Consider the following 1278-nt stretch of genomic DNA (forward strand, 5'->3'; position numbering starts at 1 on the left):
GAGCTTCACCAATGCCTTGCGCATTGAACTGAAAGGTCAAAAAACGGCGGTTGTCGGGGTTCACGTCAGTTTTATGGATACCGGCATGACCCATGGGTTTGAGATGAAAAAAATCCAACCAAATGAGGTGGCTGAAGCTGCGTTGATCGGTGTCGAAACGAACAGTGATGAAGTGCTCGTGGATGACTTCACCAAACAGGTCAAAAAAAGCCTGTCTAGCAAGGATGCAGTCTATTTCAATCCTCCTGAAATCGCCTAACGTGCTCAAGGAACGATATGCCGGCCAGATGGATTTCAGCAAAGCCAGCAGCATCGTCAAAGAGATTCTGCAATAGGCGAGTTCATCGCCTCGTGTGACACTTCCTGGTGTACGATCCGAAGGCGATGAACTGCAGACCCAGTCGGCTTTACCTTATTTTCTGATAGGCTTTGTGCCCCGTCCCCACTCGCTCCGCTTCGAAACGCGTTGCGTGGTTTCGTCGCAATAGAGGGGAAGATCGTAGCGGTACGGGAAATAGCAGTCTTTAAATTGTGGGTACCAATAACCATTCGCACGCCAGAGGCCGTCAACGCGATGCACGTGGTATTTGTGAGCGCCATGAGTTTTACCGTGCGCCAACGAAATGGTTGCCGAGCCGGACGCCAGTATTGCGCCTAAAGCCAACGTCAATAAGAGTGTTCCTGATTTTCTCATCGCTTGCTCCTAAATCGGAAGCTCAAAATAGTTGAAAGCTATCCTAACATAGGTTCAGCAAGTCGGTCACAACATACGTTGGTTCAGCGCCGATCCATTTTCTCCCGCAAATCGGCCAGCGCTTGCATTGCCGCTTCCTCGCGCGTCATGCCCTCCTTCATGTACTTGATAATCCGACGCTCCTGAAATTCCAGCTCTTCCACAGTGTGTTTGTCCAGGGGGCTCTCCGGGGATTTTGACTTGCGCTTCATGATCACTCAACCTTGTTTCAGCAGTAATATTGTCAGGAAAATGTGGCATTTTGTTCATGATGCCGTGAAGCGGGAATTATGCTCGGCGCCGACCAAAGGTTTGATCGTTTTGGGAATCTGCAGACACTAAGAAGCCCAAGCTCCAAACATATCGTCCTTCTTGCCTTTTGCTCCACTCAAATTTCCGTTGTGGTTATGGCGGAATGTTCCGTGACGGCATATCGTCCACCTCGGATTGTCATTGGTGCGCCAGCTTTTGGGGAGACTATCATGGCTAAAACCGCTGCTCATCTTGATTTCAAGTCGGCTTTCAAGATGGAGCCAGATCCAAAA

Annotated in this window: 2 protein-coding genes and 1 pseudogene; 2 read left to right on the top strand and 1 reads right to left on the bottom strand. The window is 49.7% G+C overall.

Annotated features, from left to right (window positions below):
• Nucleotides 1-259, top strand: a pseudogene (locus ACXJ5O_RS27305) (short-chain dehydrogenase); the annotation flags it as partial.
• A 518-nt stretch (nucleotides 260-777) separates the two neighbouring features.
• On the opposite strand, the gene ACXJ5O_RS27310 reads toward ACXJ5O_RS27305, so the two are convergent.
• Complete coding sequence (locus ACXJ5O_RS27310) at nucleotides 778-945, bottom strand: hypothetical protein (RefSeq protein WP_457302645.1); 168 nt, start codon at nucleotides 943-945, stop codon at nucleotides 778-780.
• A 78-nt stretch (nucleotides 946-1023) separates the two neighbouring features.
• Between ACXJ5O_RS27310 and ACXJ5O_RS27315 the strand changes: the two genes are divergently transcribed.
• Nucleotides 1024-1278: hypothetical protein (locus ACXJ5O_RS27315; RefSeq protein WP_457302646.1), on the top strand; the 255-nt coding region annotated here is incomplete at its 3' end.

The organism is Phyllobacterium sp. P5_D12 (assembly GCF_054049495.1).

What these genes read in the sequence shown, in the direction of transcription:
- ACXJ5O_RS27310 (WP_457302645.1), bottom strand. Translation starts at nt 945, where the DNA reads ATGAAGCGCAAGTCAAAATCCCCGGAGAGCCCCCTGGACAAACACACT.